This is a genomic window from Microbacterium sp. NPDC089695 (genome assembly GCF_044749085.1).
Classification (GTDB): Bacteria; Actinomycetota; Actinomycetes; order Actinomycetales; family Microbacteriaceae; genus Microbacterium.
Map to the genome: position 1 here is coordinate 602,383 of NZ_JBIVHG010000001.1, position 23,834 is coordinate 626,216.

The window sequence follows — 23,834 nt, forward strand, 5'->3', positions numbered from 1 at the left end:
TGGAGACGTGTGCACGGTGGTGATCGATGTGGCGGATGCCGGGAACGCCCGACTGCTCGCAGTGCGCGACGAAGACCCGCTGCGCGCGTGGGACGCCCCCGGCGACTGGTGGGCTGACCGGTATCCCGGGGTCTCGGGCATCCGCGACCGACGAGCGGGCGGCGCCTGGCTCGCCTTGAACGCGTCGGAGCGCCGGCTGGCCGTGCTGCTGAACCGCGCCGACCTCGCCGAGATCCCCGGCGGCCACGCGCAGTCGCGCGGATCGCTCGTGCTCGAGTCGGTGTCGGGCCGCTCGCCCCAGGCGCCGCCGCCCATGCACGGCTTCAACCTGCTCGAGGTGTCGCCGGACGGCGCGCGGGTGCTCAGCTGGGACGGCGTCGAGCTGCGCGAGACGCCGATCGGCCCCGGCATCCACATGATCGCCCACGACGACCTCGACGACGCGGCCACGCCCCGCATCGAGACCTGGCTGCCGGAGTTCCGCGGCCTCGGGCCTGCCGCCGACCTCGACGACTGGGCTGCCGCGTGGACCCGGCTGCTCGAGCGCACGGCAGCACTCGACCCCGAGGACGACCGCGCGATCATCCGCGACAACCGCCCGCACGGCTACCCGACGCAGTCGCTGCTGTACTGCACCGCCGCGGTCACGCCCGCGGGCGTCGCGCTCGACTACCGCGCCCTCGCGCACCCCGGGCACTGGGACTGACGGGCGAGGGATGCCGCGGGCTCGCGGCTCACGCGGCGGTGAGTGCGCGGCTCACGCGGCGGTGATAGCGCGGCTCACGCGGCGGTGGGCTCCGGCTCGGGCAGCGCGACGACGTCGGTCGCGCACGAGAACCGCGCACGGTAGGCGGTCGGGGTCGTGCCGAGCACCCGCGCGAAGTTCTGGCGCAACACGGCCGCCGACCCGAAGCCGCACTCCTCGGCGATGAGGTCGAGCCCGAGGTCGCTGCGCTCCAGCATCCGCTGCGCATGCAGCACCCGCTGCCGGGCGAGCCAGGCGGCGGGCGTCGCCCCGTACTCGGCCTTGAAGCGCCGCGCGAACGTACGCGGCGACATGAGCGCGCGGGCGGCGAGCTGATCGACCCCCAGGTCGTCGCGGAGGTGGCCGACGGCCCAGTCGGCGACCTGCGCGAGCGAGTCGTTCGGGACCACCGGGATGGGCCGGTCGATGAACTGCGCCTGGCCGCCGTCGCGCTGCGGGGGCACGACCATGCGTCGGGCGATGCGGTTGGTGAGTTCGGCGCCCAGCTCCTGTCGGAGCAGGTGCAGGCACGCATCGATGCCCGCGGCGGTGCCGGCGCTCGTGATGATGCGGTCGTCCTGCACGAACAGCACGTCGGGGTCGATGTCGATCTCCGGGTACATGTCGGCCATGATCTCGGAGTACATCCAGTGCGTCGTGGCCCGGCGTCCGTCGAGAACCCCGGCCGCCGCGAGGATGAACGCCCCGCTGCAGATCGTGAGCACCCAGGCCCCGCGAGCGACGGCGTCTCGGGCGGCGTGGATGAGGAGCGGGTCGATGCGCGTCCAGTGCTCGCGGGGAACAGGGCAGAAGATCACGAGGTCGGCCTCGTAGGCGAACGACAGATCGTGCTCGACGTTGATCGAGAACCCCATCTTCGAGTGCACGACACCGGGATGCGGCGCGATCACCCGGAAGTCGAAGTTCGGCACGCCGTCGTTCGACCGGTCGAGGCCGAACGCCTCGCAGGCCAGTCCGAACTCGAACGGCGCGAAGCCGTCCTGCACGATGCACGCGACGGTCTTCACGGCGACTCCGATCTCATGACGACTGCGAGGTTGGCAGTATTACGACGTTCGCAGTCTAATCTGCCACTCGTGGCCGATCAACACCGGTCGTAGCGTTTCTGCCATGATCTTCGTCATCGTACTTCTCGCCCTCGCCGTCTGGGCCGTCATCGCGACCGTCGTCGAACTGCGTCGCGACGGCTATCGGCAGCGGCCGACCGACTGGCGCCGTGTCGCCGAGCACGAGTCGCTCGACGACGCCGGCGTCGGACACGGCTACCGCTGACCGCCCGTCGGCACCGTTCCGGCTCCCGCCCTTCACCGAGCGTTCTCCCCGCATGTCGGGGCACCGGACTACGCTCGACAGCATGAGCGACCAGCACCCCCAGGGACAGCCCCAGGGCACGCCACCCGCGCCTCCCCGGCATCCCGGTCAGTATCAGGGCCAGGCAGGGCAGCAGGGGCAGCCGCACGGGCAGCTCCACGGCCAGCGATTCACATCGCAGCCGTCGGCCTACGGCGTTCCGACGTACTCGTCTGCGGCGACCGGACAGCAGGGTGTCGCGGCACCGGGGTACCCGGGCGCGACGGGCGCTCGATCCGGTGCGCCGGGACGCATCGCGTTCATCCTCGCCCTGGTCTCGGTCGCGATGAGCGTGCTGCTCGCCCTGTCGTTCCCGCTGGTCGTCCGGGCCTTCGCGTACAGCGCCACCTCGATCGGCTCGGTGACCGCGGTCGGCAACATCCTCGTGCTCGCCGTCGCGATCGTCGCGCTCGTGTTCGCCCTGATGGCCGTGCGCCGCCCCGGGCAGCAGATCCTCGCGGGCATCGCCCTGGGCATCGCGGCCTCCGAGATCGTCGGCATCGTCGTCGCGGGGTTGTCGAACCTCGTCTTCTCGCTCGCGAACCTCTGAGCACCTGATCGCGAACCCCTGAACCGGAGCCGATATGACCGACCCGCAGCAGTACCCCGCACAGCCGCAGAACCCCGGCTACCCGCAGGGCCAGCCGTACCCGCAGTACGCCGCTCAACCCTCCACACGACCCTCGGGCGGATCTCTCGGGCGCATCGCCTTCGTGCTCGCTCTCGTCGCGCTCGGCGTCGGGTTGGTCGTCAACCTGTTCGCCCCGCTGTTCTACGCGAGCATCGGCTACGACGTGGCCGACGCCATCAGCACCGTGATCGGGGGCTTCGTGCTCCTCGCCAACGCGGCGGCGCTCGTGCTCGGTCTCATCGCGATCCGGCGCACTCCGCCGCATCTTCTCGCGGCGATCGCGATCGGCATCGCCGGCGCGTCGATCGCCGTGCGCCTCGCGAGCTGGGTGTCGAACCTCTTCTTCTACATCGGGTTCTGATCCCGACGGACCCCGCCAGCGCTCAGCCGCGTCGGCGGGCGAGGACGCGCTCGTAGATCTCGATCATCGCCGCGGTGCGGGACGACTGCCGGAACGCCTCCGACACCTCGCGCACCGGCTCGGGCGCCTCCCCCGCTGCGATGTCGGATGCCGCGCGCTGCAGCGTCTCGACGAGTCCGGCCCTGCGCTGTTCCTCGGTGACCGCCGCGCCGGGCACGGCCCACAGTCCGCCGCCGAGCTCCGCCCCGATGTCGGGATCGCAGATCACCGACGGGGTGCCGAGGGTGGCCGCCTCGAAGGGCGTCATCCCCTGCGTCTCGAAACCGATCGAGGTCTGGACGAGCGCATCGGCGGCGGCGATCCTGGCGAGGGTCTCGGCGTAGGCGAACCGCCCCGCGAAGCGCACGTGCGCGACCCCCGCGACGATCTTCTCGGCCGCCGCGCGCTGGGCGCCGCCGCCGATGATCTCGAGCTCGGCGTCGACACCCGCCTCTACCCACGCCTGCAGGAACGGGAGCAGTCGCTTCTCGGGGCTCATCCGCCCCAACCACACGAACCGCGGCCGTCCGGGAACTCGTTCGTCGGGCGCGGCCTCCAGCGTCTGCGCGCGGATGTCGTCGTCGATGCCGTTCCACACGACGTCGACCGGCGAGAACACGCCGTTCTCCTCGAGCCGTCGGGCGAAATGCGTCGACGGGGCGGTGACGGCAGACGCCCCCTGGGCGATGCCGCGCAGGAAGGCCCAGCCGCCCGTGCCGCCGACCGGTGCGACCGCACCGCGCAGGGCGCTTCGACGCCACACGTTGAGCGCCGCGAGCACCGGTCGGTGCAGCGGTGTGACTGCTGCGATACCCACGTCGACACGATTGTGCATGGTGTGCACGACCGGGATGCCGTGTCGAGCGGCATACCGGTGGCCGATGAAGGCCCCCCAGAAATCGGCCTGCACGTGCACGAGATCGACCGGGGGCCGGTGCGTCATCGCCCGGTCGAGGTGGCGGTCGGTGGCGCGCCCCGGCCAGCTCATCGCGTACTCGCGGTCGAGGGTGATCGGCATCGACGGCAGGTCGACGTTCGCGGGGTCGACGGCGCCCGACGCGCGCGAACCGTGCATGCGCGGTGCCACGACCGTGACGGTGTGACCGGCACGTTCGAGGAACTCGCGCTGCAGGCGCATCGACACCTGCGCCCCGCCGAGCGAGTCGAGGTGCTGATCGCCGAAGAAGACGATGTGCATGGCGGCCCGCTACTGCGGGAGCGGCTCGTCGCGGTACAGGGCCTCGAACGTGTCGAGCGTGCGCGTGATGTCGTGGATCGCGACGCCGTCGAGCGACGCCTGCTGCATGCGCTCGTACTCGGCGGCGTCGGCCGTGAACACGCGCGTGAGCCGCTCGGCGAGAGCATCCACGTTTCCGGGCTCGAAGAGGTAGCCGTTCTCGCCGTCGTGCACGAGGTGCGGCAGCGCGACGGCATCCGCGGCGACGATCGGCAGGGCCGACGCCATGGCCTCCATGGTCGCGATCGACTGCAGCTCGGCGATCGACGCGATCGTGAAGAGCGAGGCGCGAGACAGCAGCGCGCGCAGCTCCTCGTCGGTCGTTCGTCCGTGGAAGGTGACGCGGTCGCGGAGTCCCAGCTGCCCGGTGAGGTGCTCGAGCTGCTTGCGCTGGTCGCCGCCGCCGACGATGTCGAACGTGACGTCGAGAGCCGGGTCGAGCTTCGTCATCGCCTGCAGGATGACCTCGACCTGCTTCTCGGCCGTGAGACGGCCGACGAACACCATGCGGTTCTTCTCGCGGGGACCGATGACGGGGGTGTACTGGGAGCGGTCGATGCCGCAGCTCACCGGGATCACGCCCTGCAGGTCGATCGTGCGCTCGAGGAAGTCGGCGGCCCGTCGGGTCGGCGTCGTGACGGCCCTCGTGAGCCCGAAGGTGCGCTTGGCGTCGGCCCAGGCGAAGCGGAGCACCAGGTCGTCGACCCACTTCGGCATGGTCGTGTGGTCGAGGATGTTCTCGGCCATCACGTGGTTGGTCGCGATGACGGGGATGCCGCGCTCGTGCGCGATGCGGGAGAGACCTCGGCCGATCACGATGTGCGACTGGATGTGCACGACGTCGGGCTGCACCTCGTCGAGGATCCTGCGGGCGTAGTGCTTCACGCGCCACGGCCACACGAACCGGAGCCAGTCGTGCGGCGCCCAGCGCACCGACGGCAGGCGGTGCATCGTCATCGGCTCGCCCTCGATGACCTCGGTGCGGGCCGGCGTGCGGCGGTACGCGGTGTTCGGCGCGACCACGTGCACGTCGTCGCCGCGCTGCACGAGGCCGGCGGCGAGCCGCTCGGCGAAGCGGGCGGCTCCGTTGATGTCAGGGGCGAACGTGTCGCATCCGATCAGGATGCGCAGCGGTCGCTCCCCGGTCGCGGGAGCACTCGGATCGGAGGACGGAGAGGTCATGCTGCCTTCGGGGTGAGCGGCCAAGGTGAGCCCTGGTCGGGCGCAGGCCACTCTACCCGAGGGCCCTGCGCGGCAGCGGGGAGGAACGCCGGGACATCGCGTTCCCGGGGGGCTCCTCCCCCCTGCGGGCGCGTCTCAGGCGAGCGTGCGGACGGCCTCCCGCACCACGGCGGCGGCCTCGGCGTCGGGAGCGTCGATCGCCATGCGCACGCCGCCCGCCGGGACGCCGAGCTCGGCGTACGCGAGCTTCATGCGCGCCATGTCGCCCTGGATGGCGTCGACCGCGGCATCCACATCCGACTGGGCCGCGGCCACGGCGTCCGCGTCGCCCGAGGCCGCGGCATCCCGCAGCGTGCGGAAGGGACGGGGCAGCACGGAGGAGATGCCAGACACCACGCCCTGCGCGCCGTCGGCGGCGGCGACGGCCAGGTCGCGGTCGCTGCCCGTGTAGAGGATGAAGTCGTCGGGCACCACGGCACGGTAGGCGGCGACCTGCGCGAGCGGCTCGCCCGAGATCTTCGCGCCGACGATGTTCGGCAGCGCGGCGAGGCGGGCCATGAGCGGCTCGGAGACGAAGTTGCCCGTGCGGTCGCGGAACACGTACACGTACACGTCGAGACCGTCACTGGCCGCGGACACAGCCCGGAAGAAGTCGAACAGGCCCTCGTCGCTGGCGGAGAGGTAGTAGGGGGTGATGACCGCGATCTCGGTCGCTCCTGCCGTGCGCGCGGCATCGATCAGGCGCCGCACCTCGAACAGGCTGGGGGCGCCGACGTGCACGATCACGCGCATGCGTCCGCCGAGCTCCTCGACGCTCGCCTTCGTGATCTCGACTCGTTCCTCGAACGACAGCGCGGGGAACTCCCCCGTGGTGCCGAGCACGAACGCGCCCTCGTTGCCCGACGCGGCGACGAAGCGCAGGATGGCCCTCGAGCCCTCGAGGTCGAGCGAGCCGTCGTCGGCGAAGGCGACGGGGACGGCGGTGATGATGTCGCGGCGGGTCATGGGTTCTCCTCTGGATGGATGCGGTTCGGGTCGGGACGCAGCGGGCCGAGGCTCACGCGTACGAGGTGTTGGTGGTGGGGGTGAAGACGATCTCGTTCACGCAGATGCGCGCCGGCAGGTCGGCGATCCACCGGATCGCGCCGCCCACGTCGTCGGCCGTGAGCATGAGCTCGCGCTCCGCGGTGCTCGGCGGGTTCGGGCGGGTGTCGAGGATCTCGGTCGCGACCTCGCCCGGGCAGAAGTGCGTCGCCCGGATGCCGCGCAGGCGCTCCTGGGCGTTGACGGTCTCGGCGAGCGCGCCCATCGCGGTCTTGCTCGTCGAGTACCCGGCGCCGACGCCCGGGGCGAAGCGCCACCCGGCCCACGACGACACGAGCACGACGAGTCCGTCTGCGGCGTCGCGCATGCCCGGCAGCACGGCGTGGATCGCGCGCATCGCGCCCGTGAGGTTGATGTCGACCACGCGGGCGAAGTCCGCCGGCGTCGTGTCGTCCCAGAAGCGGTTGCGCACGTTGGTGCCGGCGCTGTAGACGAGCGAGCGCACCGGGCCGTGCTCGTCGCGGATGCGGGCGGCGGCCGCCTCGACGGCGTCGGCGTCGGCGACGTCGAGGGGAAGCGCGACCGCGGCTCCTCCCGCGGCGACCACCGCGTCGACCGTCATCTGCAACTCGTCGGCGCGGCGGCCCGAGACCACCACCGTCGACTCGGATCCGGCCATCGCCACGGCGGCGCCGCGTCCGATACCCGATCCTCCGCCGACCACCCAGACCACTCCGCCGCTCATGCCTGCTCCTCCTCGTGCTCCTGCTTCTCCTGCGCCTCGACGCCGGGCTGTTCCTGCGCCTCGGCGACCGCGTCGAGCAGTCGCGCATACGCGGTCGCCCCGGGGTCGGCTCGTCCGGCGCTGCGTTCGCCGACCCAGGCGGCGCGTCCGCGTTGCGACACGAGCTGCGTGGTCGTGCGCACGCCGTCCCACGCGGCGACGCGCATCGCGGCCAGCGCGTCGGCGTCGTCGGCGGCGTTCTCGAGCGCCTCGATCGACGGCAGCAGCGCATCGAGTACCGTCTTGTCGCCTCGGGCGGCGCCGCCGCGGTCGGCGATGCGGTCGGCGGCGGCCCCGAGCGCCGCGGCCACCACCCGGCGGTCGAGGTCGGCGACTCCTCGCAGCGACGCCGCCGCCGCGAGCATCCCGCCGCCCACGAGCGCCGCGAAGGTCGACGGGTTCGCTGTCGCGAAGGCCTCCCCGGCGGCGAGCATCTGCTGCGACGGATCGCCGAGGTCGCGGTCGCCGATCGCGTCGAGGATCGCCCGAGCACCTGAGGCGACCGTGATGCCGAGATCGCCGTCTCCCAGGGCCGCGTCGAGGTCGCGCAGCTCGTCGGCGTGCGCGGCCCAGCGGGGCAGAACCTCGGGCAGGAGGGCGGACAGTCGGGCAGCGGCCCTCGCGGTCGCGTCGTCGGCGCCGGGGCCGGTCGACGTCGCTCCGGGCGCCTCGGGCGCATCCGGTGCGCTCTCGACGGCATCCTTCTCCGTCGCAGTCTTCTCTGTCGCTGTGGAACGGGCGTCCGGTCGAGCCTCGCGCAGCGCGGCGGCGGGGGCAGGGCCGCGCTGCGCGAAGAACGGAGAGTCCGCCGGGGCGTCGAGCAGTGCGGCGAGCTCGTCGTCGAGGACGATGATGCTGATCGACGCGCCCACCATCTCGAGACTCGTCGCGAACTCGCCCACGTAGGTGCGGTGCACGACGGCGCCGAGCGCGTCGAGCCGCTGCCGGGTGCGGCGCGACAACACGTACAGCTCCTCGAGCGGGGTGGCTCCCATGCCGTTCACGAGCACGGCCACCCTGGCGCCTGTGCCGATGCCGCGGTCGGCGACGATCGCGTCGACCAACTCATCGGCCACCGCGTCGGCGGCGGCGACCGCGCCGGTGCGACGACCGGGCTCGCCGTGGATCCCGATGCCGACCTCCATCTGCCCGTCGGCGAGCTCGAACGAGGCCTTGCCGGTCGTCGGGAGCACCGTGGGCGACAGGCCGACGCCCATCGTTCCGGTGCGGTCGACGGCCCGCTGGGCCAGCTCAGCGACCGCGTCGAGGTCGTCGCCGCGCTCGGCGGCGGCTCCCGCGATCTTGTAGGCGAAGAAGATGCCCGCGACGCCGCGACGCGACCGGGCCGCATCCGCGGGCGCGCTGGCGACGTCGTCCGATCCGAGAACGGTGCGCGTGCGGATGCCGTCGGGCTCGACGAGGTCGGCAGCGAGGTCGAAGTTGTACACGTCGCCGCCGTAGTTGCCGTACAGGTACAGCACGCCGGCGCCGGAGTCGGACGCGCGGGTCGCCGCGGCGATCTGCGCCGACGACGGCGAGGAGAACACGTTCCCGATCGCGACGCCGGTGCACAGCCCCTCACCCACGTACCCGAGGAAGAGCGGCAGGTGCCCCGACCCTCCGCCGGTGACGATGCCGACGGCGCCCGCCGTCGGATGCGCACGCACCAGCGCACGCGCGTCGTCCGACGCGGATCGCAGCCGGTCGCCGTGAGCGAGCAGGATGCCGTCGACGACCTCGTCGACGAAGTCCTCGGGAGCGTTGATCAGCTTCTTCGTCATGCGTCAGCCCTTCGTCGCGCCGGCCGTGAGACCGCTCACCACATACCGCTGGGCGAGGAGCGCGATGATCATGACCGGCACCGTGATGACGACGGCCGCGGCCATGAGCCCGCCCCAGTCGACGGCCGCATAGCTGGTGAAGTTCACGATCGCGACCGGAAGGGTGCGCGTGTACTGGTTCGACAGCACGAGCGCGAACAGGAAGTTGTTCCAGCTGAAGATGAACGACAGGATCGTCGCGGTCGCGATGCCCGGAACCGACAGCGGCAGGACGACCCGCACGAACGCGCCGATCTTGCTCGATCCGTCGATCTGCGCCGCCTCCTCCAGCTCCTCGGGGATGCCGTCGAAGAAGCTCGACATGATCGCCACGACGAGCGGCATCGTGACGAAGATGTGCGTGAGGATCAGCACCGTGTACGTGCCGACGAGCTGGATCTGCGAGAACAGGAAGTACCACGGGATCAGAAGGCTCACACCGGGGATGATGCGCGCCATCAACAGGAACGCGGTGGTGTTGCGCGTCTTGTACCGTGCGATGCCGTAGGCCGCGGGGACGCCGATCAGGAGAGCGAACGCGGTCGCGCCCGCTCCCACGATCACGCTGTTGAGGATGATCGGACCGAACGCCTGGGCGCCGAACACGGTCTCGAAGTTCCTCAGCGTCGGCGTGAACGAGAAGGTGCGGCTCGGGTCGATGATCTCGAGGTTGGTCTTGAGGCTCGCGAGGAGCATCCACAGCAGCGGCGCGAGGAACGCGAACACCACGAGCGCGATGCCGACGAAGCGCGCCCAGCCGCCCACGATCTGCGAGGGCCGCCGACGACGACGGGTGACGATGGAGGTGTTCACAGCTTCTCCGCTCTCTTGCGCAGGATCGCGAGGACGAGGAGGACGAGGATTATGAGGATGAAGAACAGCATCAGCAGCGCGGAGGCACGGCCGTAGCGGGAGTACTCGAACGCGTCGCTGTAGGCGAGGATGTTCAGCGTCTCGGCTTCGTTGCTCGACCCGCCGCCGCGACCCTTGGTCGCGTAGATGATGTCGAAGGTCTTGAGGGCGTCGATCGCCCGGAGGATCGCGGCGGCCCCGATGACCGGCGACAGCAGCGGCAGCGTGATGTGCCGGAAGCGCTGCCAGGCGTTCGCGCCGTCGACCCGCGCCGCCTCGTCGGGCTCCTCGGGGAGCGTGGAGAGCCCCGCGAGGAGGATCAGGATGACCATCGGGGTCCACTGCCACACGTCGATGAAGACCAGGGTGTTCAGCGCGGTGTCCTTGTCGGACAGCCAGCCCTGAGCCGGCAGGCCGATGCTCTTCATGAGCACGTTCGCGAAGCCGATCGACGGCTCGAAGATCACGAGCCACATCATGCCGACCGCGACCGGCGTGGCGACGAGCGGCAGCAGGATGAAGACCCGCACGAGCCCCTGGCCGCGGAACGTCTTTCGCAGCAGCAGCGCGATGGCGAGTCCGAGCACGAGCTCGATCACGAGGGCCATGATCGTGAAGTACGCCGTGCGGCCGACGGCCGGCCAGAACCGGGTCATGTCCCCGAGCCAGTGCGCGTAGTTCGCGAGCCCGACGAAGTCGAACGGACGGGTGACGGCGCCCTGCGCGTTCGTCAGCGACAGGAAGATCGTGTAGCCGACCGGGAACGCGATCAGCAGGGCGATGAAGATCACCGCCGGGGCGATCAGGATCCACTTCAGGTGCGCGTCGATCCAGTCGATCGGCTTCCGACGGAACGCCGTCGGACGCGCGGGGGTCGTGAGCGTGCTGCTCGACATCTTGGTCCTCCTCGACCGGTGCGGGGATGCCGCGGCTCGGGTGCCGCGGCATCCCCAGGGGTCTTACTTCTCCGAGTCCACGAGGTCCTGGAACGCGGTGTTCGCGGACTTCGCGTCGGCCTCGACGTCGCCGCCCTCGATCGCGGTGATCACGGGACCGCCGATGATCTCGCGGGCCGCGGCGACCTGCTCGAGCTGCGGACGGTCGTGCCCGACGCCGTCGTCGCCGACGTTGCGGATGATGTCGACGAGACCCGCGGGGAAGCTCGACGCGGCATCCTCGTCATCCCACGCCGACTGCCGCGCCACCGGCACGGTCGCGTCGGAGAGCAGCCAGGTGGTGTTCTCGGCGTTCGAGGCCCACTTGATGAACTCCCATGCGGCGTCCTTCTTAGTCGAGAACTCGTTGATCCCGACCGTCTGCGGCACGATGTTGTAGAACTTCGAGCCCGCGGGCCCCTCGGGGAACCGGGCGAAGGCCACCGAGTCGACGACGGCCGAGTTCGACTCGTCGAGGAACGTGTAGGCCTGGCTGTCGGCGTCGAGGTAGAACGCCGCGTTGCCCTGCGCGAAGATCGCAGAGGCCTCGACCCAGCCCATGTTGGTCGCTCCGGGAGGGCCGTAGTCCTTCAGCAGGTCGCCGTAGAACTCGATCGCCTCGACGGCCTCGGGGCTGTCGATCGTGGAGTTGCCGTCTTCGTCCTGGAAGTCGCCGCCGAAGCTGTAGATGAACGACGAGAGCTGGGTGACGAGCGGCACGCGGGCGCCGCGCATCGCGATGCCGTAGAAGCCGTTCTCGGGGTCGTTCAGCGCGGCGGCCGCGTCCTTCAGGTCGTCGAGCGTCTTCGGCGGCTCGATGCCGGCGGCCTCGAGCAGGTCGGAGCGGTAGTAGACGACGTGGCGCTCGGTCATGACCGGCACGCCGTAGACGACGCCGTCGAGCTCGACCGCGTCACGGGCGGCGGGCTGGAAGTCCTCCCAGTCCCACTCGGCGTCGGACTCGACGTAGTCGGTCATGTCGGCGAGCCAGCCGTTGCGCGAGAACTCGCGCATGACGTCCTGCACCTGGTAGGCGAAGATGTCGACGTCGGTCGACTGGGCGTTGAGCTTGACCTTGAGCGTGTCGTTGAGCTGCTCGTTGCCGTACGCCTCGATGTTGACCTTGATGCCGGTCTCGTCCTCGTACTTCGTGGCGAGCGTCTTGAGGCCCTCGGTCCACGGGCTGTTGGCCGCGATGACCGTGAGCTCGGTGACCTCGGCGTCGCCGCCGCCGGCCGGGGCTCCGCCACAGGCGGCGAGACCGACCACGAGGGCGCCGACCGCGGGGATCGCGAGAGCCGCTCGCTGTGCTTTCCTGCTGAACATCTTCGTTCCTTTCCAGTGCTTCGGGTATGTCGGGGGACTGCTGGTCAGTTGGCGACGTTCGCCGGCGTACGGCCGGCGAAGACGTCGACGATCGCCTGCGCCGTGGCCCAGCCGATGCGATCGTAGGCTTCGATCGTGTCGGCGCCCGCGTGCGGGGCTGTCACGACGGCGTCGTGCGAGAAGAGGGGGTTGTCGGGCGAGACGGGCTCGTGCTCGAAGACGTCGAGGCCCGCCCCGCCGATGCGACCCGACTCGAGACCGCGCACGAGCGCGGCCTCGTCGACGAGGCCGCCGCGGCTCGTGTTGATGAGGAGCGTGCCCTGGCGCATGTGCGAGATGAGCGCGTCGTCGACGAGATGGTGGGTCTCGGGCAGGTGCGGCACGTGCACGCTCACGATGTCGGCGTCGGACACGGCCTCCTCCAGCGAGACGATCTCGACGCCCAGTCGCGCGGCGGCGTCGAGGTCGGCGTAGGGGTCGTAGGCCTTGATCGTGAGGTCGAAGCCCGAGAGGCGCGCGGCCAGCAGCCGGGCGATCGCGCCGAACCCGAGCAGACCCACGGTCTTGCCCGCGAGCTCGGTGCCCACGTAGCGATCCCAGCGACCGGCACGCGCGGCGTCGTGCATCTGCGGCAGGCGACGCATGAGCGAGAGGATGAACCCGAGGGCGAGCTCGGCCACGGCCTCCGCGTTGCCGCCGGGGACGTTGACGACGTCGACCCCGCGGTCACGGGCGACGGGGAGCTCGACGTTGTCGAGGCCGACGCCGAGTCGCGAGATGATCCGCAGCGACGGCGCCCGGTCGAGAGCGGCGGCGTCGAAGACCTCGACGCCGGCGACGGCGGCATCCGCGGTCGCGATGTGCTCGTGCAGCTGCTCGGCGGTCCACGGCACGGTGGTCTGGTTCTCGACGAGCGCGAAGCCGTTGTCGATCAGGAGCTGCCGGCCGCGCCCGCAGAGCTCGGCGTAGCGCACCGCCCCGACGATGACGGTGCGTCCGGCACCGACCGCTGTGCTGTCGTTCATCCTGCTGCTGCCCTTCTGGAGGTGCGCAGGAACGGGTACCGGCGTCACCATCGACGAGAAAACGAAACTGTCAAACTGTTAACAATCAACATATGCCAGACTCGGGTGCAGGTCAAGACACGATGCAGTGAACGGAGAAACATGAAGGCCATACGGCTCACCGGACCGCAGACACTGGAGATGATCGAGCGCGAGATCCCCGCCGTCGCCGCGGGGCACGCGCTCGTGCGGGTCGACCTCGTGGGGCTGTGCGGCTCCGACCTCAGCTACTTCTCGAAGGGCGCGAACGGCGACTTCGTCGTGCGCGAGCCGCTCGTGCTCGGCCACGAGATCGTCGGCACGGTCATCGCGACGGCATCCGATGACGCGTCCGTGCAGGTCGGCGACCGCGTCGCCGTGCACCCGGTGTGGCCGTCGCCCCGAGCCGGAGACCGCGAGGTCGCGGCGGATCTCGCGGCAGAGCCGGCATCGTTCCTCGGCTCCGCATCGACGTCGCCCCACACCGACGGCGGCCTGCAGGAGCATCTCGCGCTGCGCACCGAGCGTCTACGCGTGATCCCGTCCGAGCTGCCGCCCAGGGCCGCGGTGCTCGCCGAGCCGACCGCCGTCGTGCTGCACGCGCTCTCGCGGGCGGGCGACCTCCGCGGCGTCGACGCGTTCGTGTGCGGCGCCGGACCCATCGGCCTGATCGCCGTACTGGCGCTGCGTCACGCCGGCGCCCGGCGCGTGACCGTCTCGGACGTGCGCCGTGCGCCGCTCGACCTCGCCCTGCGCATCGGCGCGGATGCCGTCGTCGACCTCACCGGAGACAGCGGCGCCCCTTCCTCCGCCGACCTCGTGATCGAGGCGAGCGGAGTGCCCGCCGCCCTCGAGGCGGCGGTGTCGATCGCGCGCCCCTCCTCGACGATCGTCCAGCTGGGGATGCTGCCGCGCGACCCGCGCCCCATCGCCCTGTCCGGACTCGTGACCAAGGAGCTGCGCATAGTCGGCACGCACCGCTTCGGCGGCGAGCTCGACGACGCGCTGCGCCTGCTGGACGCCTCCCCCGAAGCGGCCGAGATCGTCACGACGGTGCGCGCGTTCGACGATGCGACCGGGGCCTTCGCCGCGCTCGCGGACCCCGCCGTGACGGGCAAGGTCGTGGTCGACGTGAGCGGCGCCCTCGGACGCCGCGGCTGACCGGAGTCCGGGCCCAGCCCCTCTGGTGCGACCTGCTCAGACCTCGGCGCCGGCGTGCGGCGATGCCGGGAGGGCGTCGCGCACGTGCCCCTTGGCCAGGGTCAGGTGCAGCTGCAGACGCTTGACGGCCGCCTCGGCGTCACCCGTGCGGACGATGTCGAGGAATCCCTGATGATCCGCGGTCGCGGCGGGGATGTCGGGGGTGTCGCTCAGCTCGAACAGGATGGCGAACGTGCGCTGGTACGGACGCCAGGCCTCCATGAGCCGTCGGTTGCGCGAGAGCGTGTAGAACGAGGTGTGGAAGTCCATGTCGGCCTCGGCGAACATCTCGACGTCGCCGACCTCACCGGCCGCCCGCATGCGGTCGACGACGACCTGCAGGGCGTCCCACTCCTTGGCGCTCGCCCTGGCCACGGCCAGGCGGATCGCCAGCGACTCCAGCGCCTCGCGCAGCTCGTAGAGCTCTTCGACGCCCTCGAGCCCCAGCCCGCGGGTGTACAGCCGCTTGCGCCTGCTCTCCAGCAGACCCTCGGATTCGAGCTGGCGCAGTGCGTCACGGATGGGGCCGCGGCTCACGTCGAAGCGCGTCGCCAGGGCATCCTCGGCGAGGTGCTCGCCGTGCGCGATCACGCCGGTGATGATCTCGACGCGCAGGCGGTGAGCGATCTGCTCCCCCATGCCCAGTGGCCGTGAATTCACCGTCGCCCCCACTTCCTCTGACAGTTAACAGTTATCCGAGTGTCACGCACGCGGGGGTTCAGCGTCAAGTCGCACGGGCCGCGGCATATCGCGGATCCCTCCTCGACCGCGCCGGGGAGACCCTCAGCCGCAGCCGCTACCGTGGGGTCATGCGACTGACTGCCGACGCCGACCCCCAGCTGTGGATCCCCGTGACGGACTCGCTCGGCTGGAAGGGTCGCCGCCACCGCAAGGCCGCGATCCGGATGCTGCTCGGGCAGGCGAATGCGGCGCTCGGAGCGACGGAACGGCCGGGCTCGCGCTTCGGCGCGTGGGCGATGAGCCAGGCGGCGCCGCTGCTCATGAAGCGCGCCGACGGACGCGTGCTGGTCTGGACGTGGAAGGCCGATCCCGAGCTCGTCGTCGCGATGGCGACCGTGCAGGCCCTGACGCCCGAGGTGCGCATCGCGCGGGCGTCGATGCCCATGGACTACGACGACACGGAGTCGTTCCGGAGCAGGTGGCTCGGGGCCGGCGAGAAGCTGGTCGTCGCGATGCCGCCGTCGCCCTCGTCGCCGCCGTTCGCGACCTACACGTGGGATGCGGGCACGCACCTCATCACCCTGACCGCGGTGTGCGCCGACCGGGAGCGCTTCGGCACGCTCGCGACCGCGCTCGACGATCTTGCCCGCAGCATCCGCATCAGCGACGAGCTCACGGGAGGAGAGTCGCCCGAGGTCCTTCGTCTCGATCCCGCCTGAATTTCATGAAGTAAGGTAATCATGTAGTAGGGTAACGATCATGGATCCTCTCCTGATCGACCGCCTGCTGCAGATCGCCGACCTGTTCCAGAAGGACATGGGACGGGCGTTCGCCGGCACCGGGTTGACCACCGCGCGCGTGCACCTGCTGTGGATCCTCCAGCACTCCGGACCGTCGACGCAGCAGTCGCTGGCCCAGGCATGCGACGTGTCCCCCCGCAACATCACGGGACTCGTCGATGCCCTGGAGAAGACCGGGCACGTGCGACGCACCCCACACCCCGCAGACCGTCGGGCCGTGCTCGTGGAGCTCACACCCTCGGCGATCGAGACCATGACGCGGATGCAGCGCGAGCACGTCGAACTCGACGCCTCCCTCATGGGAGCCGTCGCACCAGGAGACCGTGACGCGGTTCTGCGTGGGCTCACGGCGATCTCCTCGCATCTCGAGCGACTCGTCGCGGATGCCGGACCACGCGACGACGGTCCGAGCTCATGACCGGGGACGCGCTCGCGCTCGCTCCCCCGTCGCGTGCCGTGCGTCTCGGCAGCATCGCACGCCGGGCGCTGGTGAGCGAGATCCGGGTCTACACGAGCATCGCGCGGGCGATCGCCCGGCGCCCCGCCGTCCCACCCGGCGGCACAGGAATCGCGTACCACCGCCCGCTGCTGACCATCCTGATCGTCTTCATCGCGCTCTCCGCGGTCGAGATCCCCATCGTCGACCTGATCGTGCATCGCTGGCCGGCCGTGCGCATCATCATGCTCATCGTGGGGATCTGGGGCGTGACCTGGATGCTCGGGCTGCTGTGCGGCATGCTCATGCGTCCACACACCGTCGGGCCGGAGGGCGTGCAGGTGCGCAGCGGTCTCGAATCCGAGGTGTCGATCGGGTGGGGCGACATCGCCTCGATCGCGATCTCCCGCCGCGTGGACGAGCCGAAGCAGCGTCGGGTCTCCGACGGCGAATACGCCGAACGGGTGCAGGACGAGACGAACATCGAGATCGAGCTCGAGCATCCGATCGCCATCCGCCTCCCCGGCGTGCATCCGAAGGGCGGGGTTCACACCGTCGACCGCGTGCGTCTGTGGGCCGACGATCCGAAGCTCTTCCTCGACGCCGCCCGGCCGTTCCTGCTCGCCGGTTGACACCGCCTCGCTACGTGAGCCCCCGCTCGTCGAGCCACCGCTTCGCGACGAGCACCGGAGCGCGTTCCAACCACGCGTCGGCGATGATCTCGGCCAATCGGTCGCGGCCGATCAGATCGAGCTGCACGAGGAGTCCGGGGTACCCGTCGAAATGCGGGATCGTGAACAGCACCCCGGGCTCGGCGGCGAGCAGCGCCTCCTTCTCCTCCAGGCTCCCGACGCGCACGCCCAGCACCGGCCCCTCCGGCCAGGTGACGCCGAGCGCCGCGAGCTGACGCAGATCGGTCGCGCTCGGGCCCCGGATCCACGCGATCTGCCCGTTCGCCAGCCGCCACCCGGGCTCTCCGGTGTGGCCGCCGATGCGCTCGGTCACGCCGGGCAGCGCGAGCGCGATCGCCCGCACGTCCTCGATGGTCGCCATCCCGCTATCGTCCTCCAGCGCGCCTGCTGTCACAATGGCCCCATGAGCACCCGGATCGCGCACGGGACCCCGGTCGCATGACCACCTCGTGGACCGCCCCGCACAGTGCGGCGACCCTGCTGGCCGCAGGCGTCGGATCCCGCAAGAGCACGCCTCGACGCGCACTCGCCGCGCTCGCGAACGCACCGCGGGATCCGCTCGGCATCCTCGACGCCCAGAATCGCTCGCGCATCCCCGACCTCGTCCCGCTGCGGATGACGAGGATGGCCGCGAGTCCGTTCGCGTTCTACCGGGGCACCGCCGCGCTCATGGCGGCGGATCTCGCGGCGGCGCCGCACAGCGGCATCCTGGTCGCCTCGTGCGGTGACGCGCACGTCTCGAACTTCGGGTTCTACGCCTCGGCGCAGCGCAGCCTGATGTTCGACCTGAACGACTTCGACGAGGCCGCCTGGGCGCCGTGGGAATGGGACGTCAAGCGCCTCGTGGCCAGCATCGTGATCGGCGGACAGGCCACCGGACGCCCCGATTCGGTGATCGATGAGGCGGCCCTCGCCGCGGTGAGCGCCTATGTGCGCGGCATCCGCCGGGCGAGCACGCTGAGTCCGACGTCCCGGTACTTCACCCACTTCGACGTGGAGTCCACCAAGGGGATGCTCGACAAGGAGTCGCGCCGCGCGATCCGCAGCGCCGTCGCTCAGGCCGAGCGCCGCACCGGCGAGCGCGCGGTGCGGCGGCTGACCGAAGAGGATGCCGCGGGGCGCCGCCGCTTCCGGCACGAGGCGCCGACGACCACACCGATCGACGAGCACCAGCGCGCCCAGGTGCACGACCTCGTAGCGCAGTACCGCCGCACCGTGAACCCCGACGTCGCGCTGCTGTTCCAGCACTACGGCGTGAGCGACGTCGCGCGGCGGGTCGTCGGGGTGGGCAGCGTCGGCACCCGGTGCTTCCTCGTGCTGTTCCAGGACGGCGACGGCAACACCCTGCTCATGCAGCCCAAGCAGGCCGTGCAGAGCGTGCTGGTCGAGTACGGTCGCATCCCGCAGCCGCAGCAGCTGAGCGACATGATCGCCGCCCACGGCGAGGGCGCCCGGGTCGTCGCGATGCAGCGCATCCTGCAGGCGCTGTCGGATCCGTTCCTCGGACACCTGCGCAGCGACGTGGCCGACTTCTACGCCCGGCAGTTCCACGACATGAAGGGCAGCGTCGACGTCGAGGAGCTCGACGACGGACCCTTCGTGTCGTACGCGCAGGCGTGCGCGGCCACGATCGCCCGCGCGCACAGTCAGTCGATCACGGCGACCAGGGTCGCCGGATACGTGGGCGGGGGCCGGGCGGTCGCGACCGCGATCCTCGACTGGGCACGCGGCTACGCCGAGGTCTCGCTGGCCGACTACCAGGCGTTCCGCGCCGCGCGCTGACGGGGTCGAAAACGCATCCGTGCGCCGATGCGGGGTCAGAAAAGCACTCCACCGGGCTCATTCCGGTGCGTTTTCGACCCCGGAGCTCGGCGACGCTGACGAGGCGGGCGGGAGCCCGCGGGGATCGTCAGCGCATGATGCGGAGCGTGCGCACCTCGAAGGGGCGCAGCGCCAGCTCGCCGCCGAGACGCGCGCCGTCGATCGCATCCTCGATCAGCGACACCTCGCGGATCTCGGAGTGCTCGAAACCGACCGCGAGCATGCCCGTCGTCCGTCGCCCGAGGGCCTCGTAGAGTCGCACGATCACGTCGCCCGAGCCGTCGTCCGCGAGCTTCACGCCCGAGACGACGATCCCCTCGCCCTCGACGCCGACCAGCGGCTCGACCTCGCGCGCACCCTGCAGCACGGTCGCCGGCGCGTTGAGCGCGATGCCCTCCGCCGTCGCGATCGCGGCGTCGGCGCCGATCACGAAGCCGACCTCGATCTCGTGGTGCCCGTGGTCGGTGTCGGGGTCGGGGAAGCGCGGCGCCCGCAGCATCGACAGCCGCACCGTGGTCGTCACCGCGTCGTCCGACACGTCGCGCGACGTGTCGTAGCCGTAGATCGAGTCGTTCACGAGGGCGACGCCGAAGTCCGCCTCGCGCACGAGCACGAAGCGGTGCATCGAGGTCTCGAACTTCGCCGCTTCCCAGCTCGTGTTGGTGTGGGTCGGACGCGCCTGGTACCCGAACTGCGTCTCGGCCTCCGTGTGGGCGGCCTGCACGTCGAGCGGGAAGGCGAGCTTGAGCAGCTTCTCGGTCTCGTGCCAGTCGATGTCGTTGCGGAGCACGACGGTGCGCGATCCCGGGGCGAGCACGATCGTCTGCGTGATGGTCGACTCCGAGAACTCCCGCACGACGGTCACGGTCGCGACGCCGTCGACGAGGGATGCCGTGATCGAGGCCACCCCGGTCAGGTCGGTGACGCTGTTGCGGTAGTAGCGGTCGATGTCCCACGCATCCCACATGTTCGGGAAGTCCTGGTGCAGCTGGAACAGGTTCGCGGGCGTGCCCGCGGCCACGGCCTCGCGGCCGGTGCCCCTGTCGACGGCCGAGACGATCAGCCCCTCGCCCGACACGAGCACAGAGACGAGGTCGTTCTCGAGGCGCCAGCCGCCCGATTCCGCGCCGAGTGACACCGGCGCCTCGCCGGCATCCGCGACCCAGGCGGCGCCGAGCGGGCGCCCGGTGCCGACCGACGTCGGCTCGAACCGCAGCGCGCGGTCGCCCTCGCCCGCGAGAGACCGCCGTGCGGCATCCGCGAGGTCTCGGGCATCCGACAGCACGCCGCCGAGCACCTCGACGGCCTCGCGGTGCACCCAGGCGATCGAGGTGCCGGGCAGGATGTCGTGGAACTCGTGCAGCAGCACCGCCTCCCACAGCCGGTCGAGCTCGGCCTTCGGGTATGCGGCGCCGGTGCGCACGGCATCCGTCGCCGCCCACAGCTCGGCCTCGACGAGCGCGTGCTCGGCCCAGCGGTGCAGCGCCTTGGTGGCGTGCTGGCTCGTGAGAGTGCCGCGGTGCAGCTCGAGGTAGAGCTCGCCGACCCACACGGCCGGATGCGCGATCTCGGCGCGGGCCTTGTCGAAGAACGCATCGGGATGCTCCCACTCGACGCGCGGACTCCCCTCGAGGTTCTGCAGGCGCTGCGCCTTGCCGGTCATCTCGCGGGTCGTGCCGCCGCCGCCGTCGCCCCAGCCGACCGGGGCGATCGATCGGGAGCTGACCCGGTTCTCCTTGAACTGGCGGGCGGCCTTGGCGACCTCCATGCCGCTCAGCTGCGAGTTGTACGTGTCCATCGACGGGAAGTGCGTGAACACCTGAGATCCGTCGATGCCCTCCCACAGGAACGAGTGGTGGGGGAAGACGTTCTGCTGGTTCCAGGAGATCTTCTGCGTGAAGAACCACTCGAATCCCGCCCGTCGCATGAGCTGCGGCAGGGCGGGCGAGTACCCGAAGCTGTCGGGCAGCCAGACGCCCTTCGAGCGGATGCCGAACTCGCGCTCGAAGAAGCGCTGACCGTATGAGAACTGCCGCACGAGCGACTCACCGGTCGGCATCACGGTGTCGGACTCGACCCACATGCCGCCCAGCGGCAGGAAGCGTCCGTCGGCGACCGCGGCCTTCACGCGCTCCCACACCTCGGGGCGGTGCTGCTTGATCCATGCGTACTGCTGCGCGCTCGACATGCCGTAGAGGAAGTCGGGCTGCTCGTCGATGAGGCTCGTCATCGACGAGGTCGTGCGCGCCACCTTGCGGATGGTCTCGCGCACCGGCCACAACCAGGCCGAGTCGATGTGCGCGTGGCCGACGGCGGAGATCCGGTGGGCGCTCGCCTCGGCGGGGGCCGCGAGCACCTCCGCGAGCTGCGCGCGGGCGTGCGGCGCCGTCTCGACGATGCGCTGCAGGTCGAGCACGTCGAGCGCGTCGTCCATCGCCTGCAGGATGCGCATGCGACGCGGAGAGGTCGGCGGCAGCTCGGCTTGCAGCTCGATCAGCACCTCGAGGTCGAGCGCGAGATCGAACACCTCCTGCTCGAACACCGCGAGGTCGATGCGACGGGTGCGGTACAGCGGTTCGGACGACGACGTGCGGATGTCGCCCTGCGGCGTCGGCGTGAAATCGACGAGGATCAACGGGTTCGCGGCGGCCTCCAGGTGGATCTCGACCGTCTCGCCGCCGACGGCGGCATCCGCGATCGCGATCCACCGGTTGCGCGGGTTGATGCTCTTGATCGGCGTGCCGTCGGGGCGGTACGCGAGCGCCTCCGCCTGGAATCCGGGCATGCGCTCATCGAACCCGAGGTCGATCACGGCCTCGACGCGCCGGCCCGCCCAGCCCTCGGGCACGGTACCCGTGAGACGGAACCACGTGGTCGACCACGCCGGCCCCCAGGGGCCCGGCACGCTCGCGGGCTCGTGCGGGAGAGCGAGGCCCTCGACCGGCGAGACCGGCTCGCCCGGCAGCTCGTGCGCCTCGACGGTCAGCGCGACGGCGTCGGAATGGATCGCCGGACGGATGCGCTGGTCGAGCACCCGGGTGACGCGGCCGACGGTGAGCGAGGTGTCGTCATGCATACGGCTGTTCTCCGATGAAGAGCGGGGGGCACGGGTTCATCAGCCTAATTGACTAAATGGCGCCACGACAGGGAAGGACCCCGCGGTGTCGGAGCACACCACGGGGTCCGGAACGTCGAACGGTCAGATCTTCACGTCGCCCACGAGGTTGACCTTGATGCCCATGCCGTCGAACATCGCGGCCTTGGCGACGAGCGCCTTGTCGGCGGTCTCTGCGTCGGGCGCGTAGACGAGCTGCGCGTGGTTGGCCTTGTGGCGGGCCATGAACTGGTCGCGCGAGATGCCGTGCAGCACGACGTGCGCGATCGGCCACTCCGGGTTCGTGGCATCCTTACGGCGCTGCGTCTCGGCAGCGGGGAGCTCGACGACCGACGCCCGGAAGATGTCGGCCTGCAGGATGCCGTCGGCGATGAAGACCCGCGACAGCACGACCTCACCCGGCTTCGAGACGCCGTTGATCGTCGCGCCTCCGGCCGGGAAGAACACGTGGCCCTGACGCCAGCCCTCGGCGTTCTGCCATCCGCCCAGGTGCGAGGCCGGCACGGAGCCGGAGATCTCGTACACCCACACGAACTCGCCGTCGTGGTCCTCGCCCCAGCGCACGTCGTGCAGCGTGTTGTCGGGCACCAGGCCCATCGCACGCCACACCCGATCGGTGACGAGCGCGTCGACCGCGACACCCTCGTCGGCCTCGTTGAAGTGCGGGAACGCGCGGCCCTCGTGCAGCACGCGCGAGCCGTCGCGCGAGGTCACCGGGGGGCGCTCGGTCGAGTTCAGGATGCCCTCGGCGAGGTCCGACGCTGGAACGAGATCCTTGAGGCCCTGCTGGTACTGGATGCCGACCGCGTCGAGCCCGAAGTCGTCGGCGATGCGCAGCGCCGCGATGTACATCTTCAGCTGCCACTGCACCTGGTCGCGGGTGAGCTCGATGGTGGCGTCATCGCCGTAGTTGAAGGTCATGCCGGCGTCGACGAGCCAGTCGTAGGCGGCGTCGGCCTCGGCATCCGTGACGTTCAGCATCTCGGCGTACAGGGCCGACTGCGACAGACGCTCCTTGTAGATGCCGGTCTTGTTCAGCAGCTCGTCGTCGAAGATCGCGTTGTACATGCCCATGCAGCCCTCGTCGAACACGCCGATGATGGCCTTCTCGGCGCGGAGCTCGGCGGCGAGCGCCTCACCGAGCTGCTTCTCGGGGCTGTCGGGCAGCGCGGGCAGGGCGCGGACGTGCGAGGCGTCGTGCGTGATGGCGCCGGTCTCGGTCCATTCGCGGATGCCGTCACGGAACCACTCGTCGGAGAAGTCGACCGACCAGATCGTGGCGTAGGGCTTGTCCATCTTGGTGAGACCGGCGTTCAGGCCGAGCAGGCCGACGAGTCCGGGCCAGTCGCCCGCGAAGTTCGCCACAGTGAGGATCGGTCCCTCGTGCGTGCGGAGCCCGGCCAGCACATGGTGCGAGTACTGCCACACGGCCTCGGCGACGATGAGCGGAGCATCCGTCGGGATGTTCTTGAAGACCTCGAGGCCCATGCGCTGGCTCGAGATGAAGCCGTGCCCGGTCGCGGGGTCGACGTCGTTGGCGCGCACGACCGTCCAGCCGAGGTCGTTCAGCACGCCGGTCACCCCGGCCTCGAGCTCGACCTGGGTCGGCCAGCCGGCCGTGTTGGCCGACTCGCGCAGGTCTCCCGACGCGATCAGGTAGGCCGTCTTCGGCGCGGATGCCGGGCGGGATGCCGGGGCGGGGAGCGTGTACGTCATGAT

The 23,834-nt window shown here is 70.7% G+C and carries 23 protein-coding genes; 9 read left to right on the forward strand and 14 right to left on the reverse strand.

The window, feature by feature from the left end:
* Nucleotides 1-7 precede the first annotated feature (7 nt).
* Entirely contained in the window at nt 8-706 is a 699-nt protein-coding gene (locus ACIPYT_RS03000) for an NRDE family protein (protein WP_401070506.1), read from the forward strand.
* 74 nt (nt 707-780) lie between these two features.
* Here the strand turns inward: ACIPYT_RS03000 and ACIPYT_RS03005 are convergent, their stop codons facing one another.
* A complete protein-coding gene (locus ACIPYT_RS03005) occupies nt 781-1,773 on the reverse strand; it encodes a GlxA family transcriptional regulator (RefSeq protein ID WP_401070508.1) in 993 nt (330 codons plus the stop codon).
* A gap of 103 nt (nt 1,774-1,876) precedes the next feature.
* Here ACIPYT_RS03005 and ACIPYT_RS03010 point away from each other — a divergent pair, with 103 nt between their 5' ends.
* The 3 genes from ACIPYT_RS03010 (at nt 1,877) to ACIPYT_RS03020 (ending at nt 3,108) form a co-directional block, all read left to right on the forward strand.
* Complete coding sequence (locus tag ACIPYT_RS03010) at nt 1,877-2,038, forward strand: hypothetical protein (protein WP_401070510.1); 162 nt, start codon at nt 1,877-1,879, stop codon at nt 2,036-2,038.
* A gap of 82 nt (nt 2,039-2,120) precedes the next feature.
* On the forward strand, nt 2,121-2,666 hold the full coding sequence (locus ACIPYT_RS03015) for a hypothetical protein (RefSeq protein ID WP_401070512.1): 546 nt from the start codon (nt 2,121-2,123) through the stop codon (nt 2,664-2,666).
* A 34-nt stretch (nt 2,667-2,700) separates the two neighbouring features.
* Nucleotides 2,701-3,108 (forward strand): hypothetical protein, encoded by a 408-nt coding sequence (locus tag ACIPYT_RS03020; protein WP_401070514.1) that lies wholly within the window; start codon nt 2,701-2,703, stop codon nt 3,106-3,108.
* Nucleotides 3,109-3,130: 22 nt separating this feature from the next.
* Here ACIPYT_RS03020 and ACIPYT_RS03025 read toward each other — a convergent pair whose 3' ends face one another.
* The 9 genes from ACIPYT_RS03025 to ACIPYT_RS03065 all read right to left on the reverse strand — a co-directional run bounded on the left by ACIPYT_RS03025 (nt 3,131) and on the right by ACIPYT_RS03065 (nt 13,352).
* Nucleotides 3,131-4,345, reverse strand: a complete 1,215-nt coding sequence (locus ACIPYT_RS03025; protein WP_401070516.1) for a glycosyltransferase — start codon at nt 4,343-4,345, stop codon at nt 3,131-3,133.
* Nucleotides 4,346-4,354: 9 nt separating this feature from the next.
* A complete protein-coding gene (locus ACIPYT_RS03030; protein ID WP_401070518.1) occupies nt 4,355-5,566 on the reverse strand; it encodes a glycosyltransferase in 1,212 nt (403 codons plus the stop codon).
* Nucleotides 5,567-5,701: 135 nt separating this feature from the next.
* Nucleotides 5,702-6,571, reverse strand: a complete 870-nt coding sequence (locus tag ACIPYT_RS03035) for a dihydrodipicolinate synthase family protein (RefSeq protein WP_401070520.1) — start codon at nt 6,569-6,571, stop codon at nt 5,702-5,704.
* Nucleotides 6,572-6,623: 52 nt separating this feature from the next.
* On the reverse strand, nt 6,624-7,355 hold the full coding sequence (locus ACIPYT_RS03040) for an SDR family oxidoreductase (protein ID WP_401070522.1): 732 nt from the start codon (nt 7,353-7,355) through the stop codon (nt 6,624-6,626).
* The gene (locus ACIPYT_RS03045; RefSeq protein WP_401070524.1) at nt 7,352-9,175 is read right to left on the reverse strand and encodes a dihydroxyacetone kinase family protein; all 1,824 of its coding nucleotides are present in this window, start codon (nt 9,173-9,175) and stop codon (nt 7,352-7,354) included. The genes ACIPYT_RS03040 and ACIPYT_RS03045 overlap by 4 nt, the downstream gene beginning before the upstream one ends.
* 3 nt (nt 9,176-9,178) lie before the next feature.
* Nucleotides 9,179-10,027 carry a carbohydrate ABC transporter permease gene (locus ACIPYT_RS03050; protein WP_401070526.1) on the reverse strand — a complete coding sequence of 283 codons (849 nt, stop codon included), beginning with the start codon at nt 10,025-10,027 and terminating at the stop codon, nt 9,179-9,181.
* Complete coding sequence (locus ACIPYT_RS03055) at nt 10,024-10,962, reverse strand: carbohydrate ABC transporter permease (protein WP_401070528.1); 939 nt, start codon at nt 10,960-10,962, stop codon at nt 10,024-10,026. The genes ACIPYT_RS03050 and ACIPYT_RS03055 overlap by 4 nt, the downstream gene beginning before the upstream one ends.
* Before the next feature lie 63 nt (nt 10,963-11,025).
* Nucleotides 11,026-12,327 carry an ABC transporter substrate-binding protein gene (locus ACIPYT_RS03060; protein ID WP_401070530.1) on the reverse strand — a complete coding sequence of 434 codons (1,302 nt, stop codon included), beginning with the start codon at nt 12,325-12,327 and terminating at the stop codon, nt 11,026-11,028.
* A gap of 44 nt (nt 12,328-12,371) precedes the next feature.
* A complete protein-coding gene (locus ACIPYT_RS03065) occupies nt 12,372-13,352 on the reverse strand; it encodes a phosphoglycerate dehydrogenase (RefSeq protein WP_401070532.1) in 981 nt (326 codons plus the stop codon).
* A gap of 141 nt (nt 13,353-13,493) precedes the next feature.
* Here ACIPYT_RS03065 and ACIPYT_RS03070 point away from each other — a divergent pair, with 141 nt between their 5' ends.
* Nucleotides 13,494-14,531, forward strand: coding sequence for a zinc-binding dehydrogenase (locus ACIPYT_RS03070; protein ID WP_401070534.1), 1,038 nt, complete (start codon nt 13,494-13,496; stop codon nt 14,529-14,531).
* A gap of 36 nt (nt 14,532-14,567) precedes the next feature.
* On the opposite strand, the gene ACIPYT_RS03075 is transcribed toward ACIPYT_RS03070, so the two are convergent.
* Nucleotides 14,568-15,209 (reverse strand): GntR family transcriptional regulator, encoded by a 642-nt coding sequence (locus ACIPYT_RS03075; protein ID WP_401070536.1) that lies wholly within the window; start codon nt 15,207-15,209, stop codon nt 14,568-14,570.
* A 170-nt stretch (nt 15,210-15,379) separates the two neighbouring features.
* Here ACIPYT_RS03075 and ACIPYT_RS03080 point away from each other — a divergent pair, with 170 nt between their 5' ends.
* From ACIPYT_RS03080 to ACIPYT_RS03090, 3 genes are read left to right on the forward strand one after another with little or no spacing between them, the layout of a single operon-like run.
* Nucleotides 15,380-15,970, forward strand: coding sequence for a hypothetical protein (locus ACIPYT_RS03080; protein WP_401070538.1), 591 nt, complete (start codon nt 15,380-15,382; stop codon nt 15,968-15,970).
* 40 nt (nt 15,971-16,010) lie between these two features.
* A complete protein-coding gene (locus ACIPYT_RS03085) occupies nt 16,011-16,469 on the forward strand; it encodes a MarR family winged helix-turn-helix transcriptional regulator (protein ID WP_401070540.1) in 459 nt (152 codons plus the stop codon).
* Nucleotides 16,466-17,119 (forward strand): hypothetical protein, encoded by a 654-nt coding sequence (locus ACIPYT_RS03090; RefSeq protein WP_401070542.1) that lies wholly within the window; start codon nt 16,466-16,468, stop codon nt 17,117-17,119. Before ACIPYT_RS03085 ends, ACIPYT_RS03090 begins: the two co-directional genes overlap by 4 nt.
* Before the next feature lie 10 nt (nt 17,120-17,129).
* Here ACIPYT_RS03090 and ACIPYT_RS03095 read toward each other — a convergent pair whose 3' ends face one another.
* Nucleotides 17,130-17,540: an MmcQ/YjbR family DNA-binding protein gene (locus tag ACIPYT_RS03095; RefSeq protein WP_401070544.1), complete on the reverse strand. Its 411-nt coding sequence runs from the start codon at nt 17,538-17,540 to the stop codon at nt 17,130-17,132.
* 77 nt (nt 17,541-17,617) lie between these two features.
* On the opposite strand from ACIPYT_RS03095, the gene ACIPYT_RS03100 reads away from it, so the two are divergent.
* Nucleotides 17,618-18,961, forward strand: coding sequence for a DUF2252 domain-containing protein (locus ACIPYT_RS03100; protein ID WP_401070546.1), 1,344 nt, complete (start codon nt 17,618-17,620; stop codon nt 18,959-18,961).
* 127 nt (nt 18,962-19,088) lie between these two features.
* Here the strand turns inward: ACIPYT_RS03100 and ACIPYT_RS03105 are convergent, their stop codons facing one another.
* Both ACIPYT_RS03105 and ACIPYT_RS03110 read right to left on the reverse strand, forming a co-directional pair.
* Nucleotides 19,089-22,076: an alpha-mannosidase gene (locus tag ACIPYT_RS03105; RefSeq protein WP_401070548.1), complete on the reverse strand. Its 2,988-nt coding sequence runs from the start codon at nt 22,074-22,076 to the stop codon at nt 19,089-19,091.
* 123 nt (nt 22,077-22,199) lie between these two features.
* Nucleotides 22,200-23,831: a fucose isomerase gene (locus ACIPYT_RS03110; RefSeq protein ID WP_401070550.1), complete on the reverse strand. Its 1,632-nt coding sequence runs from the start codon at nt 23,829-23,831 to the stop codon at nt 22,200-22,202.
* Nucleotides 23,832-23,834: the final 3 nt, after the last annotated feature.

What these genes read in the sequence shown, in the direction of transcription:
- ACIPYT_RS03010 (WP_401070510.1), top strand. Translation starts at nt 1,877, where the DNA reads ATGATCTTCGTCATCGTACTTCTCGCCCTCGCCGTCTGGGCCGTCATC.
- ACIPYT_RS03015 (WP_401070512.1), top strand. Translation starts at nt 2,121, where the DNA reads ATGAGCGACCAGCACCCCCAGGGACAGCCCCAGGGCACGCCACCCGCG.
- ACIPYT_RS03020 (WP_401070514.1), top strand. Translation starts at nt 2,701, where the DNA reads ATGACCGACCCGCAGCAGTACCCCGCACAGCCGCAGAACCCCGGCTAC.
- ACIPYT_RS03025 (WP_401070516.1), bottom strand. Translation starts at nt 4,345, where the DNA reads ATGCACATCGTCTTCTTCGGCGATCAGCACCTCGACTCGCTCGGCGGG.
- ACIPYT_RS03030 (WP_401070518.1), bottom strand. Translation starts at nt 5,566, where the DNA reads ATGACCTCTCCGTCCTCCGATCCGAGTGCTCCCGCGACCGGGGAGCGA.
- ACIPYT_RS03035 (WP_401070520.1), bottom strand. Translation starts at nt 6,571, where the DNA reads ATGACCCGCCGCGACATCATCACCGCCGTCCCCGTCGCCTTCGCCGAC.
- ACIPYT_RS03040 (WP_401070522.1), bottom strand. Translation starts at nt 7,355, where the DNA reads ATGAGCGGCGGAGTGGTCTGGGTGGTCGGCGGAGGATCGGGTATCGGA.
- ACIPYT_RS03045 (WP_401070524.1), bottom strand. Translation starts at nt 9,175, where the DNA reads ATGACGAAGAAGCTGATCAACGCTCCCGAGGACTTCGTCGACGAGGTC.
- ACIPYT_RS03055 (WP_401070528.1), bottom strand. Translation starts at nt 10,962, where the DNA reads ATGTCGAGCAGCACGCTCACGACCCCCGCGCGTCCGACGGCGTTCCGT.
- ACIPYT_RS03060 (WP_401070530.1), bottom strand. Translation starts at nt 12,327, where the DNA reads ATGTTCAGCAGGAAAGCACAGCGAGCGGCTCTCGCGATCCCCGCGGTC.
- ACIPYT_RS03065 (WP_401070532.1), bottom strand. Translation starts at nt 13,352, where the DNA reads ATGAACGACAGCACAGCGGTCGGTGCCGGACGCACCGTCATCGTCGGG.
- ACIPYT_RS03070 (WP_401070534.1), top strand. Translation starts at nt 13,494, where the DNA reads ATGAAGGCCATACGGCTCACCGGACCGCAGACACTGGAGATGATCGAG.
- ACIPYT_RS03075 (WP_401070536.1), bottom strand. Translation starts at nt 15,209, where the DNA reads ATGGGGGAGCAGATCGCTCACCGCCTGCGCGTCGAGATCATCACCGGC.
- ACIPYT_RS03080 (WP_401070538.1), top strand. Translation starts at nt 15,380, where the DNA reads ATGCGACTGACTGCCGACGCCGACCCCCAGCTGTGGATCCCCGTGACG.
- ACIPYT_RS03085 (WP_401070540.1), top strand. Translation starts at nt 16,011, where the DNA reads ATGGATCCTCTCCTGATCGACCGCCTGCTGCAGATCGCCGACCTGTTC.
- ACIPYT_RS03090 (WP_401070542.1), top strand. Translation starts at nt 16,466, where the DNA reads ATGACCGGGGACGCGCTCGCGCTCGCTCCCCCGTCGCGTGCCGTGCGT.
- ACIPYT_RS03095 (WP_401070544.1), bottom strand. Translation starts at nt 17,540, where the DNA reads ATGGCGACCATCGAGGACGTGCGGGCGATCGCGCTCGCGCTGCCCGGC.
- ACIPYT_RS03100 (WP_401070546.1), top strand. Translation starts at nt 17,618, where the DNA reads ATGACCACCTCGTGGACCGCCCCGCACAGTGCGGCGACCCTGCTGGCC.
- ACIPYT_RS03105 (WP_401070548.1), bottom strand. Translation starts at nt 22,076, where the DNA reads ATGCATGACGACACCTCGCTCACCGTCGGCCGCGTCACCCGGGTGCTC.
- ACIPYT_RS03110 (WP_401070550.1), bottom strand. Translation starts at nt 23,831, where the DNA reads ATGACGTACACGCTCCCCGCCCCGGCATCCCGCCCGGCATCCGCGCCG.